Below are 13,406 nucleotides of genomic sequence, written 5' to 3' on the forward strand. Positions count from 1 at the left end.
AGCCGATCATCACGCCGGACATCGTTTCGACCGTCATGGACACGGCCACGGTCCGTTACGACAAGGACGGCGACGACCATTACGACGTGATCTCCGCGTTCATCAAGTCCATGCGCGGTTCCGACCCCGGAACACCCCATACCGCTTTCAGACAAAATCAGCCCATTCCTGTCCGATTCCGGTAACACAGGGAATACAGACTCCGGGAGAGCTTCCTCGAAATCAGACAAAATAGGGCGAATTTTGTCCGATTTCGGTATGTGGGGTGCGGGGCTGCGCCCTCGCCTATCTTCTCTTAACCACGCCGCGCAATCCCCCTTGCAATCCCCGACAATCCCCTCTTAAAAACGGCGTTTCCCGAATTTCGCCACTAGGATGGAACCGGTTGCATTGTTAGCAAGGAGGCTAGGATGTCTGACAAAGATCTGAAAAAGGGGACCGTCAAAGACACGGGTGTGGAGAAGACCCTGAAGAAGGTGGAGGATCATCTCGACACGATCAAACGCGCGAAAACCGTGTCGGAACGTCTGGCTCATGTGGCGAAGGTCAGCGAGCTGCTGAGTTCCGTATGGGAATTGCCGCCCGCGCAAATGCTTCGTTTCCATTCCGATGTGGATTTGCGCGCGGTCGACCCGCATTCCCTGCCCGGGTGGAGCGGCAGCCGTGAGGAAGCCGAGCATTTCATGCAGATCAGTTCGCTGAGCATCGCCCGCTACCAGCGTCTGCTGTATGCGAATGGCACGAAGCATTCACACAAGCGGCTGCTGATTGTGCTGCAGGGCATGGACGCTTCCGGCAAGGGCGGCATTGTGCGGCACGTGTTCAGCCAGGGCGACCCGATGGGCATCCACTATCACGGGTTCGGCGCACCCACCGAGGAGGAGAAGCAGCATGATTACCTGTGGCGTGTGAGAAGACAGCTGCCGCAGAACGGCTGGATCGGCATTTTCGACAGATCGCATTATGAGGACATCGTGATGCCGCGCATTTACGGCACGGTGCCGGAGGATCAGTGGCGCGCACGCTATGACGAAATCAACCAGTTCGAGCATGAGCTGACCGCCGACGGTTGCACGATTCTGAAGATCTTCCTCGTTTCCAGTCGTGAGGAGCAGAAGAAACATTTCCTTGATCGTTTGGATGATCCGACGAAGTATTGGAAGTTCGATCCGAGTGATTTGGAGGCGCGCGAACGCTGGGACGAGTACATGGACGCCTGGCAGGAGGTCTTCGAAAAGACCAGTACCGATGATGCGCCATGGTACGTGGTTCCGGCGAATAATCGTTGGTATTCGCGTGCCGTGGTGTCGGAACTGCTGCGCATCAGCATGCGCAACATGAACCTGTTGTGGCCTCCGCTGTCCGTGGACGCCGACGAAATGCGCCGACGTTTGGCGGAGGACTGATTGCTGGGTGCTCCCGGTTAGGGGGACGTCCTTTTGGCTTAAAGGTGCCCTTACCGGGTGCCTCTGACTAACGGATGCCTTTGATTAGCGGATGCCTCTGGTTACCGGGTACTTTGATCGACTGGTAACCAGCTTTAGTTTCCAGCCGCCTGTTGGTCGGACGATCAACGGTTCGACCGACCAACATCATCCGCTCGACGTTTCACCAAATCAACAGTTCTCCAGACCAACAGCCAGACAGACGAACAGTTCACCTAGGCCAACAACTCATCCAACCGACGGTCCACTAGACCGGCCCGGTCAACTCCCCTGCGCTCAGTCGCTGACCGAGTAGTCGAGGAATACGACTTCGCCGCCGCTCTGCGTGGCATCGAGGTCGACCACGCCGGTGATGGCCCAATCATGGTCACCGTCGGAATCGTCGATGATCTGACGCACCTTCCACGTATGTTCGTCGCGCTCATGCGTATCGTCCAGCATGAACAGCTTGGGCGAACGGGCTTCGGCGTCGATGTTCACGTATTCGTGTTCGTCGTAGTAATCGTCGAGCACATCCTCCCATTCGTGCACGCCGTAACCCCAGTCATGGTCGAGTGCGCCGAGTTCATCGGGCTTGTCGAGGTCCATGAGCTGCACACGGCGGAACAGCGCATTGCGAACCAATACGGTTAGGCCACGCCTGTCTTCGACCACCTCATTGCCCGAACCGGGAGCGGCAAGCGATGCCGCGGCCTGGGACGCATCGTCTGAGGAGTTGCCGGCATTCTCCCATTCGTCCACCAGACTGGAGTCGATGGAACGCACGAGTACGCGCAGCCATGCGATGATGTCTTTCAGACGTTCGTCACGCTTTTCGAGCGGCACGGTGCGGGCCAGCGAACGGTAGGCGTCGGACAGGTAGCGCAGCAGCGTGCCTTCGGAACGCGCGATGTTGTATCGGGCGATGTAGCCGGTGAAGTCCGAAGCGGTTTCGACCATGTCGCGCACCACGGATTTGGGGCTCAGCCAGTAGTCGTTCGCCCACGGCACGTCATGTCGGTACTTGGTGAAGGCCGCGTCCAGCATGTCTTCCAATGGCTTCGGATAGGTGATTTCGGCGAGCCTGTCCATACGCTCGTCGTAATCGAGTCCATCGGCTTTCATGTCGGCCATGGCCTTGTCTTTCGCCGCGCGTTCCTGCGCGCGCAGCACCTGACGCGGATCCTCCAGCGTGGCTTCGACCATGGAAATCACGTCGAGCGCATAGGTTTCCGATTCGGGGTCGAGCAGTTCGAGCGCGGCCAGCAGGAACGGAGACAGCGGCTGGTCGAGCGCGAAATCGTCCGGCATGTCGAGCGTCATCAGATAGTCCAAGCTACCATCCGCAAGCCGTTCGGTTTCGATGACTTCCGTGTCGAACAGGGTCTGGAAGATTTCGTCGGCACGCTGATGCAGACGTTCCTTCTGCTCCGGTGTCTGTGCCGAATCGTCGATGAGCCTGTCGATGCGGGCACGAGCGTCACCGCCCTGTTCCACTTCGTTGAGCACCATGGAATGCGTGATCTTCAGATGCGGCACCAGGGTTTCCGGCTCGGCGTCGATGAGCTTGTCGAAGGTGTTCTGATTCCAGTTCACGAACCCTTCGGGAGCCTTCTTGCGCTTGATTTTCTTGAGTTTCTTCGGATCACCGCCGGCCTTGGCCACGGCCTTCTGGTTTTCGATTTCGAATTCGGGAGCCTCGGCGATCACCAGACCTTCGGTGTCGAAGCCCATGCGCCCGGCACGTCCCGCGATCTGATGGAATTCCCTGGCCTTGAGCTTGCGCATCCTGTTGCCGTCGTATTTGGTCAGCGCGGTGAGCACTACGGAGTGAATCGGCACGTTGATGCCGACGCCCAAGGTGTCGGTGCCGCAGATCACGGACAGCAGACCTTGCTGGGCCAGCTGTTCGACAAGCCTGCGGTAGCGCGGCAGCATGCCCGCGTGATGCACGCCGACGCCTGTGCGCAGCAGACGTTGCAGTATTTTGCCGAATGCCGTGGTGAATTTCACGCCCTTGATGGCTTCGGCGATGGCGTTACGCTGCTCCTTGCTGGACACGCCGGTGGATGCGAGCGCCTGCGCGGTTTCGAGTGCCGCATCTTGTGAGAAGTGCACGACGTAGATGGGGGTTGAACCGTCCTTGTAGGCCAGTTCGACGGTACGCTCGAGCGGGTCGAGCGTGTATTCGTAGCTCAGCGGCACGGGTCGGGGCGCATTCGCGATGATGTCGACGTCCGGGGTGTCGCTCAAATCGGCGAGTTTGTCCGCGATGGCGTCCACGTTGCCCAAGGTGGCGCTCATGAGCAGGAACTGCGTCTGCGGCAGGGTGAGCAGCGGCACCTGCCATGCCCATCCACGTTCGGAGTCGCCGAAATAGTGGAACTCGTCCATGGCGACCAAACCGATGTCGGCATGTTCGCCTTCACGTAGCGCCTGATTGGCCAGGATCTCGGCCGTGCAGCAGATGATCGGTGCATCGGCGTTGATGTGGCTGTCGCCCGTGATCATGCCTACGTTCTCACGACCGAAGACTTCGATGAGGTCGAAGAACTTCTCGCTGACCAATGCTTTGATCGGCGCGGTGTAATACGACCTGCGACCGGTGCACAGGGCCGCGAAGTGCATGCCCAACGCCACTAGGGATTTACCCGATCCCGTTGGCGTGTTCAGGATGACGTGATCGCCGGCGAGGATATCCATGATGGCTTCCTCCTGATGTGGCCACGGCTCGATGCCTTTCACATCGATGGCCCAGTCGAAGAACCGCTCGTAGATATCGTCGGCCGTCAGATTGCGGGCTCTCTCGTCACCGTCCCATTCAGGGGCGAGTCGCCCTAGGGAGCCGTACTTTGTTTCATCACTCATCTTGTCCACCTTGCATTCCCGTGTTGATGTATTCCCATATGGGGCCGTATCCCTATTGGCACCGATCCCAAGTTGGTCGCATTCCCATATTGGCTCATGCCGACCCATATTTAAGTTGTCTCGAATCGTCAAACGCATGTGGTCGGCTGCTTCGCCACAGCTGATTGCATCGCAGTAGCTGATCGCATCGTCGCGACGACCCTCATTGTCGTACATCGTCGCGTCGTGCGCCCAAGTCTCCTAGCGTCCGAATGCCTGAGTAACCGAGTAACCGAATATCCAAGTATCCGAATACCCAAGTGCCCGAGCAATCAAGACGAGCCTCCATATCAGCCCCCTCGATACGTACTCGGACCTCCGACGCGCATTCAAACCTCCGATATGCGATGACCGATCATCCGAAACCTCACGGCCCCGGTAACCGTCTACGCTTCGGATTCCTCCTCGTTCCCGTTGCGCAACTCGTCTATCGCGGCCTGGAAGTCCTCCAGATTCTCGAAGTTCTGATACACGCTTGCGAATCGCATGTACGCCACTTCATCCAAGTCACGCAGCGGCTTAAGAATTGCTTTGCCAACCTCAGCCGACGTAACCTGCGCCTGCCCCGCCGATCGCAGATCCTCCTCGACCCGCTGCCCGAGCTTCTTCAGATCGGCTTCCTGCACCGGTCTGCCCTGGCACGCCTTCCGAACACCGGAAATCACCTTGTCGCGATTGAACGGCTCGAGGCTTCCGGAACGCTTCTCCACCAACAGCGTGGTGGTCTCCAGCGTGGTGAAACGACGGTTACAGTGCAGGCACAGACGCCGGCGACGAATGGAGTACCCATCCTCACTAACACGCGTCTCGATGACCTTGGTTTCAGAATGATGACAATAAGGGCAATGCATGACCCCCACCATACCCGAAACCGCAGGAATTCGCGTGTTGCAGCGCGGTTCGCACGCGCTTCCCCTCACTCGGCCGGCACGATTATTCTCTGCCCCGGAACAAGCGACGCCGAATCAAGCTCATTCAGATCGATAAGTTCCCTCACCGTGCGCGATACATCACCTCCTTCCGGCGTAATCATGGACGCATACGCCCACAACGTGTCCCCCGGTTGCACCGTATAACTCACCACCCGCATGGGTTCCGTCGCGGAATCCGCATTGGACGGCGTAAGCCACCCCAAACCCAGGCATACGACCATAACGGACAACACCACGGCAAGCAGTCTCGACCGCCCCATCTCCCCTGACTCCCGTAGCCACGTAACCATACGGGAAAGGAGAGGCTCGCGCTCCACCGACCCGTAACCCGCACCGGACACGGCACCATCGCCAGCCGACGGAATCCCGAATACATGCCCACGCATCGCGACCACCAACCTTTCGAACAGTTGTTCTATCGAACGTTTGTTCTAATTGTTGCACAGATGTTCGAACGGCGCAACCCGCCGCGTCGAACAAATGTTTGATTTCAAAACGGATTCACGTTAAGCTAAGGAGAACGACGAAAGGAGCGCCATGAGCACTGTCCCCTACAAGCCACGAGCAGACGCCTCGGCGCCCAGCGATCTCACCGACCGCCAGCTTCAGGTGCTCAAGGCGATCACCACCTACCAGAACGAACGTGGTTTCGTTCCCTCATTCCGCGAGATCGGCGCCGCCGCCGGTCTGAAAAGCCCATCATCGGTCAAGCATCAGTTGCAGGCCCTCGAAGAGAAGGGGTACATCAGGCTCAACGCCAACAAGGGGCGCGCCGTCGAAATACTGCATGATCCGTTCTCCGCGCAACCGACCGGCATCGAAGACGTCGAGATCGATGACGATTCCGCACGTGGCACCGCAACCATCATTCCCTTCCCCTCCTCGAAGGCGAGCGAAGCGGTCCTCGAATCCCGCGACATCCCACTGGTCGGGCGTATCGCAGCGGGAACCCCCATCACCGCGGAACAGCACATCGATGACGTAATGCGTCTGCCCGAACGCCTTACTGGCTCCGGCGGCAACCTGTTCATGCTGGAGGTGCACGGCGATTCCATGATCGACGCCGCAATCTGTGACGGTGATTTCGTGGTGGTGCGCGAACAGCATACGGCGGTGAACGGCGACATCGTGGCGGCGCTGCTCGATGGCGAAGCAACGGTGAAAACATTCCGCAAGGAGAAAGGCCACGTGTGGCTTATGCCGCATAATCCCGCCTACTCCCCCATCGACGGCACCTACGCCACCATTATGGGAAAGGTTGTCACCGTCCTTCGAAAGTTGTAGAGTCATTCACGGAAAGTAACGGAACCCCGGCCATGTGCCGGGGTTTCGTCGTATTTGAGGCTAAAAGCAAATGGTATTGAGAAGCAGTCTCACCTGCTCTCCGGAAAGGAACAGAACATGGCGCACACGCATACCACTCCGCAAGGCGAGGGGCATCAGAAACGACTGATCGCAACGCTATCCGTCACCCTCACCGTATTCGTGGTCGAAGTCGTGGCCGCGTTCATCACCGACTCACTCGCCCTGCTCACCGACGCCGGCCACATGCTCACCGACGTATCCGTGCTCGTCGCCTCCACCATCACCGCCATACTCATGCGCCGCAAACCCAACAGCACCCGCACCTGGGGCTGGGCACGACTTGAAGTCATCACCGCCGCATGCGGCGCACTGGTGCTGCTGTTCGTCGGCATCTACGCGCTATTCGAGGCCGGCATGCGACTGTTCGGCAATTCCGAATCCGAAATCAACGACGTCCGACTGCTGTTGTTCGTGGGCGTGCTCGGTTTGGTGGCCAACATCGTCTCCATCACGATCCTCTCCTCGCAACGCGGCGACAACATGAACATGAAGGCCGCTTTCCTTGAGGTGATGAACGATGCGTTGGGCTCGGTGGCCGTGGTGGCGTCCGCCCTGGTGATGCTCACGACCGGCTGGGATAAGTTCGACGCGATCGCCGGCGGCATCATCGCACTGCTCATGATTCCGCGCGCGATCAAACTGCTGCACAACGCCGTTCGCGTGCTTCTGGAGGAGACCCCGCAGGGGCTTGATCTCGATGAAGTGCGCAAGCATCTGGAATCCGTGCCGCAAGTGGTTGCCGTGCACGACCTGCATGCCAGCACGGTGTCGACGGGACTGCCGATTCTCATGGCGCATGTGGTGGTGGAAGACGGGCTGACCATGGAGGACGGCGCGCAGATCCTCAAGCAACTGCAGGACTGCCTGCGCGAGCATTTCCCCGTTTCCGTGCCGCACACCACGTTCCAGCTTGAGCCGGAGGGGTACAGTTCGCTGTCCGCCGAGGAGATGCACCGCTAGTTTGCGGGAGACTCGCTACGGCATTGAAGCGGCTAAAACTCTGGAACACTAAAACGCTGGAGCACTGGAACCGCATGGCAACTGAACGGCAACCGAATGGCAACCGAATGGCGCCGATTCCCCGCTTTGGGACCGGCGCCATTCGCCATGTCCGCTGTGACCGACGAGGAATGACGTTCCCAACTTCACCAAAATCGGACAGAATCAGCCCGAATCTGTCCGAAAACGGTAATGAGAGGCAGTCAGCTCTTCCCGACCCGGACAGGCTTCACCGGAATCGGACAGAATCAGCCCGAATCTGTCTGAAAACGGTAATGAGAGGTAGTCAGTTCTTCCCGACCCGGACAGGCTTCACCGGAATCGGACAAAATCGACCCGATTCTGTCTGAAAACGGTATGAGAGGCACCCGGCACTCCCAAGCCCTGACCGACTCGACATCGACTCGACCGAAATCAGACAGATTCAGCCCATTTCTGTCCGAAAACGGTATGAGAGGCAGCCAGCTCTCCCAAGCCCTGACCGACTCGACCAGAATCGGACAAAATCAGGCCCAATTTGTCTGGAAACGGTACGAATCAACCCTCAAGCCTCACCAAACGAGTCAGTCCATCAGTGATGGAGAATCTAGCATCCAACGCGTCGAACAGCTTGTCGTACAGCACCGTCAACACCACAGAAACCAACGACACCAACAACACGAAAATCCACACCCAGTACAAGGGGTCGAATCGCATCACCCAGTCCTTGCCGTTCGTCAACACCATGATCGTCGAAACAATCTCAACCACACCGGCGTGAATCAGATAGATCACGAACGTCATATTCGCAAGCCCACCCAACGGAGCCTTCACATCCATCGCAGCGAACCCGACGAATATCAGCACCGAGGAAAGCGCAACAAGCGGGCTGAACGGTCCGATAATGCTCAGCGAAAAACCATTGGCGGAAACATAATGCGCCCAGTAATACACGACCCCGTTGAGCACCTCGATCAGCAGACCTGCCGACAACGCCAGAACCGCAACCTTCGTGCTCTTGCCAATCCTCTTCCTAAGCACATACCCGACGGCGAAATAGCCGAGATAACAGAACGCCATGCCAAGATTCCACGCCAACTTCGCCTCGCCCATCGTCCACATGCTGGCGACCGCGAGAATCAGGAACGCCACCGCAACCCTCTCGAACGCGCGCTCACCGATCTCGTTTTTCATGCGAATCACCCACGGGACGAGAAGATAAACGCCGATGAGCATGTACAGATACCACATGTGGTAGAACGGCTTGCCGGCCACCAGACCGGACAGCACGTCGCCCCAGCCAGAACCGGTGCCGGCGAGGTTCATGCACGCTTTGAACAGGGTGTACAGGATCGTGAATATGAAGGTCGGCACAACCACATGACGGAACGATTTGCGATAGAACGCCTTGTAGTCGAGGTTCTTCGGGTTGTCCAAGATGAACGCGCCGGAGATCATGACGAAGCACGGCACGGCGAAACGCGACAGCGAATCGTAGATGTTCACCAGCATTTGGCGGTTCAGACCGGCGAGGAAGGCTTGATTCCCCTGACCGATGTCCACCCACTGCTTGGCTACGTGAATCACGATAATGGCAACGCAACTGAGGATGCGCAACAGGTCATAGTTGCTTTCTCTACGCTTCGTCGGCACGATTCTCCCCATTCCTCCATCGATGGCCTGCTTGCGCGGATGCACGGGGGTATGCACGTTCATACCTTGCGTTCGATTCAGCACCTGTGAACCATTTGCGAAACAGCCGCATGAGCAGTATTTGCAAACGTAAGCATACCGATACTGTTTGACGCGGGCGTCTCGTTTCGCAGCGGTACGGGGGTATGGGAATACGACTGAAACGGGGTGAGGCTTTCGGACTTTCCGCGCTTGCCAATCCCCCTCGCCAAAATCAGACACAATTGGCCTCTTCCTGTCCGAAAACGAGAGGAGAGCTATCCGACTCTTTCCTTCCCTGACTGGCTTAACCGGAATCGGACAGAATCAGCCCGATTCTGTCTGAAAACGGTATGAGAGGCACCCGAAATTCCAGCCCAGCCGCGAACTTTACCGAAATCAGACAAAAACAGCCCGATTCTGTCTGAAAACGGTACGAATCGGTGTCGATTTTTACCGAAATCGGACAAAAACAGCCTGATTCTGTCTGATTTCGGTAATTAATGAGGATCGGTTCGTACCGCTTTGGATCACTCCGAACCCGGACATACTTAACCGGAATCAGACAGAATTGGGCCGAATTTGTCTGAAAACGGTATGAGAGGCACCCGGCTCTCTGAACCGCTCTCCGAACCCCGACAGGCGTAACCAGAATCAGACAAAATTGGGCCGAATTTGTCCGAAAACGGTATGAGAGGCACCCGGCTCTCTGAACCGCTCTCCGAACCCGGGCAGACTTAACCGGAATCAGACAAAATTGGGCCGAATTTGTCTGAAAACGGTATGAGAGAGGAGAGGAAGGAAAGAGAGGAGAAAGGAAAGGGAAGGGAAAAGGGAAGGAAAGAGAGGGAAAGGGGAAGAGAAAGAGAAAGAGAAAGAGGAAAATGGGGAAGGAAAACGCAAAACGGGACGTTGCGGAGGCAACGTCCCGTTTGGGGGCCAGGTTTCCCGTTTGGGGGCCAGGTTTCCCGTTTGGGGGCCAGGTTTCCCGTTTGGTGGTCAGGTTTCCCGTTGGGAGGGCAAATTATCCCGTCGGAAGTCAGGTTTATGTGTTCCGGCCCAACGCAGAACGCCTAGAGGCTGGTCTGCCCCGGGAACCCAAGAATCTCGGGAACCGGGAAGCCGACCTAGCCCAGAAACCTGATTAAACCTAGCGACTATCAGAAGCCGAACTGGGCGGCGGTTTCGCGCAGGGTCTCCGCGGAGCGGTTCAGCGCGGCGAGCTCACGGTCGGACACCGGGGTGTTGATGGCGGTGTTCACGCCGTGGCGGTTGATCAGGGTCGGCACGGACATGCACACGTCGGAGATGCCGTGGAAGTCCTTCAGCATGGAGCTGACCGGCAGGATGCGGTTGGAGTCCTTGAGCACGGCTTCGATGATGTCGACGCCGGACATGCCGATGGCGTAGTTGGTCGCGCCCTTGCCGTTGATGATCTTGTAGGCGGCGTTCTTAACGTCCTGGTGGATCTGCTCGCGAACCTCGGCGTCGAGCGGCTTGTGGCCGGGCAGCGGGGTCCAGTCGCACATCGGGACGCCACCGATGGTGGCGGAAGCCCACAGTGGGACTTCGGAATCGCCGTGTTCGCCGGCGATGTAGGCGTGGACGTTCTTGACGTTGACGCCGGTCTGCTGCGCGATCAGGAAGCGCAGACGAGCGGAATCCAGGTTGGTGCCGGAGCCGAAGACCTGGTTCTCAGGCAGGCCGGAGATCTTCTGGGCGACGTGGGTCGCGATGTCGACCGGGTTGGTGATGAGCATGTAGATGGCGTTCGGAGCGACCTTGACGAGGCCGGGGATGATCGACTGCAGGATCTTGATGGTGGCGCCGACGAGCTCGAGGCGGGTCTGGCCGGGCTTCTGACGCGGGCCAGCGGTGATGACGATCATGTCGGCGTCGCGGCAGATCTCGGGATCATCGGAACCGTCGATGGACACGGTCGGGTAGAAGCTGGAGCCGTGCTGCATATCGAGCACTTCGGCCTCCACGCGTTCCTTGGCGATGTCCTCGAGCACGATCTCGCGGGCGACGCCACGCTGGGCGGCGGCGAAGGCGAGGGTGGAACCGACTGCGCCGGCACCGATAACAGCAAGCTTCGTGGGCTTGATAAGCGATTCTGCCATGGTTATACCTCTCTTAGAGAGATGCGCCGTTTGGGCGCATCATTCCTCAAAACATCACTTCAACTGTACTCACATAACCTGACACTGGCAGCGCTCACATATCGCCGCGCGCCATGCCGGAATCCGCCTGTGGGAACGTGTCGGAGCATCTCGACACACGACGGAACGCGGCAAAGCATGGCTGACCAGTTGTCAACAGCGAACAGTCGTTCCCGCGTCAGTTCCCGCGTCAGTTCCCACGCCCGCGTCAGTTCCCGCGTCAGCTCCCACACCAGTGCCACCATCAGCGGCGCAACCAACCAGTCGCCTAGTCGATCGCCGCCGCAACGATCTGTGCCGACAGCCGATCGTCCACATCGGCCGACACGTGCACACCCTCGTCCAGCCACTGCACGTCCTGCACATGCCCGTATTCGCGGATCTTGGACAGCAGCGCTCCTTCGGAATACGGCAGCAGCGCCTCCACGTGCACGCCCGGCGTGGGCAGCAGCGCCTCCACCGCGGCGCGCAGCTCTTCCACGCCGTCGCCGGAATATGCGGAGACGATATGCGCGTCGGGTTCGAGCGCCGTCAAACGTTCCACGGTCGCCGTGTCGCACAGGTCGGCCTTGTTGAACGCCAGGATGCGCGGGATGGATGCGGTGCCTTCGATGTCGGCGAGGATTTCGTTGACCGCGTCGATCTGCGAGAACGGGTCGGGGTGCGAAGCGTCCACGACGTGCAGGATCACATCCGCGTCGGCGACCTCTTCCAGCGTGGATTTGAACGCTTCGACCAGCTGCGTGGGGAGCCTGCGCACGAAGCCGACCGTGTCCACGTAGGCGTACAGGCGCCCATCCTTCGCCTTGGTGCGCCGCACCGCGGTGTCGAGTGTGGCGAACAGCGCGTTTTCGACGAGTTCGCCGGAACCGGTCAGTCGGTTGGTGAGCGAGGATTTGCCCGCGTTCGTGTAGCCGACCACGGCGATGGTGGGCAGCCCGTAGCGGCGGCGCGATCCGCGTTTGACTTCGCGGGCGGGCGCCATTTGGGCGATCTGCTTCTTCAGTCGCGCGATACGCGTGCGGATCACGCGACGGTCCATTTCGATCTGTGTTTCGCCGGGGCCTCGCGAGCCGATGCCGCCGTTCTGGCCTGCGGCCTGTCCGCCGGCCTGGCGGGACAGTGACCCGCCCCAACCGCGCAGTCGCGGCAGCATGTATTCGAGCTGCGCCAGTTCCACCTGCGCCTTGCCTTCGCGCGAGGTGGCGTGCTGGGCGAAGATGTCGAGGATGACGGCGGTGCGGTCCACCACCTTCACTTTGGCGGCGTCTTCCAGTCCTCGGCGCTGGCTCGGCGGCAGATCGTCGTCGACGACGATGGTGTCGGCTTCGTCGCGCGCCACGATGTCGGCGATCTCCTTCGCCTTGCCGGAACCCACGTAGGTGGCCGCGTCGGGTCTTGAACGATGCTGCAGCAGGCCGTCGCACACCACGGCGCCTGCGGTCTGCGCCAACGCGGCGAGCTCTCGCAACGATTCCTCGGCTTTGGCCTGCGTGGTGACGGCGCTCGACCACACGCCCACGAGCACCACTCGTTCGAGCCTGACCTTGCGGTATTCGACTTCGGTGACGTCCTGCAGTTCGCCGAGGCCCGCGACGCGTTTCAGCTGGTTGCGCGATTCTCGTTCGGCCCATTCCTCGCTACCGGAGGGGTCGAAGCCCACGCCGTGCGCGTTGTCGCCGAGCAGCACTTCGGAGGATTCCGAGAGCACGTCCGCGCGGGCGGCTGCATTGTCGCCGCGCATGCCATCGTCTGCGTTGCCGCGGCCTGCAACAGCGGCGCCCGCGGCGTTCACCGCACGATCAGCCGCATAATCAACCGCGCGATCGGCCGTACGATCGGCCATGCGGTCACCTTCACCGGTCTTGTCGATATCGTCGCTCAGGGTCAATGCCACCTCGTTCTCGGTTTACGTTTCGGTCCGCGTTCCGGTCCGCGTCTCAGCCCACGTTTCGGCCCACGTTTCG

General features: G+C 59.3%; 8 protein-coding genes and 1 pseudogene. 4 read left to right on the forward strand and 5 right to left on the reverse strand.

What is annotated here, in order from left to right; genetic code table 11:
- Window positions 1-128 (forward strand): annotated as a pseudogene (locus KIH75_RS07860) (hypothetical protein); the annotation flags it as partial.
- 282 nt (window positions 129-410) lie between these two features.
- A complete protein-coding gene (locus tag KIH75_RS07865; protein WP_219056201.1) occupies window positions 411-1,406 on the forward strand; it encodes a PPK2 family polyphosphate kinase in 996 nt (331 codons plus the stop codon).
- Window positions 1,407-1,721: 315 nt separating this feature from the next.
- On the opposite strand, the gene KIH75_RS07870 is transcribed toward KIH75_RS07865, so the two are convergent.
- Window positions 1,722-4,292 (reverse strand): DEAD/DEAH box helicase, encoded by a 2,571-nt coding sequence (locus tag KIH75_RS07870; protein WP_219056202.1) that lies wholly within the window; start codon window positions 4,290-4,292, stop codon window positions 1,722-1,724.
- A 425-nt stretch (window positions 4,293-4,717) separates the two neighbouring features.
- Window positions 4,718-5,182: a transcriptional regulator NrdR gene (nrdR, locus tag KIH75_RS07875; protein WP_219056203.1), complete on the reverse strand. Its 465-nt coding sequence runs from the start codon at window positions 5,180-5,182 to the stop codon at window positions 4,718-4,720.
- A gap of 618 nt (window positions 5,183-5,800) precedes the next feature.
- Here nrdR and lexA point away from each other — a divergent pair.
- Both lexA and KIH75_RS07890 read left to right on the forward strand, forming a co-directional pair.
- Window positions 5,801-6,547 carry a transcriptional repressor LexA gene (gene lexA, locus KIH75_RS07885; protein ID WP_219056204.1) on the forward strand — a complete coding sequence of 249 codons (747 nt, stop codon included), beginning with the start codon at window positions 5,801-5,803 and terminating at the stop codon, window positions 6,545-6,547.
- Window positions 6,548-6,664: 117 nt separating this feature from the next.
- Window positions 6,665-7,588, forward strand: a complete 924-nt coding sequence (locus tag KIH75_RS07890; protein ID WP_219056205.1) for a cation diffusion facilitator family transporter — start codon at window positions 6,665-6,667, stop codon at window positions 7,586-7,588.
- Between the two features lie 576 nt (window positions 7,589-8,164).
- Here KIH75_RS07890 and KIH75_RS07895 read toward each other — a convergent pair.
- The 3 genes from KIH75_RS07895 to hflX form a co-directional block, all read right to left on the reverse strand.
- Window positions 8,165-9,322: an acyltransferase gene (locus tag KIH75_RS07895; protein ID WP_219056206.1), complete on the reverse strand. Its 1,158-nt coding sequence runs from the start codon at window positions 9,320-9,322 to the stop codon at window positions 8,165-8,167.
- A 1,115-nt stretch (window positions 9,323-10,437) separates the two neighbouring features.
- Window positions 10,438-11,400: an L-lactate dehydrogenase gene (locus KIH75_RS07900; protein ID WP_219056207.1), complete on the reverse strand. Its 963-nt coding sequence runs from the start codon at window positions 11,398-11,400 to the stop codon at window positions 10,438-10,440.
- A 307-nt stretch (window positions 11,401-11,707) separates the two neighbouring features.
- Window positions 11,708-13,183, reverse strand: a complete 1,476-nt coding sequence (gene hflX / locus KIH75_RS07905; protein ID WP_219056219.1) for a GTPase HflX — start codon at window positions 13,181-13,183, stop codon at window positions 11,708-11,710.
- Window positions 13,184-13,406: the final 223 nt, after the last annotated feature.

The sequence above is a fragment of the Bifidobacterium pongonis genome (assembly GCF_019331805.1).
In the GTDB taxonomy this organism is placed as follows: Bacteria; Actinomycetota; Actinomycetes; order Actinomycetales; family Bifidobacteriaceae; genus Bifidobacterium; species Bifidobacterium pongonis.